This window comes from Clostridium sp. UBA6640 (assembly GCF_002455975.1).
Lineage (GTDB): Bacteria > Bacillota > Clostridia > Clostridiales > Clostridiaceae > Clostridium_J.
On record NZ_DKLM01000076.1, the window covers coordinates 1 to 245 of the forward strand.

The window sequence follows — 245 nt, forward strand, 5'->3', positions numbered from 1 at the left end:
TATTATATCCATATTTTTCATACATTGCTTCTTTTACATTCGCTGGCAATCTTTCAACTTTTTGCATAAGCGGATTTCCAGGAATTGCTTCAAGCAAGAAGAATGTAGCTGTTGCTATTATAAATAATATAAGCAGCATCTCTAAAAATCTTCTAATTGTATAACGAATCATAAAGCACCCTCCTTATTTAATTAATGCACAGGACTTTATTAAACCCTGTGCATATAAATTATAAATTATCTGG

1 pseudogene is annotated in these 245 nt (G+C 30.2%); it reads right to left on the reverse strand.

Annotation, left to right across the window (positions count from 1 at the left end):
• Positions 1-172 (reverse strand): annotated as a pseudogene (locus B2W91_RS08285) (ABC transporter permease); the annotation flags it as partial.
• Positions 173-245 lie beyond the last annotated feature (73 nt).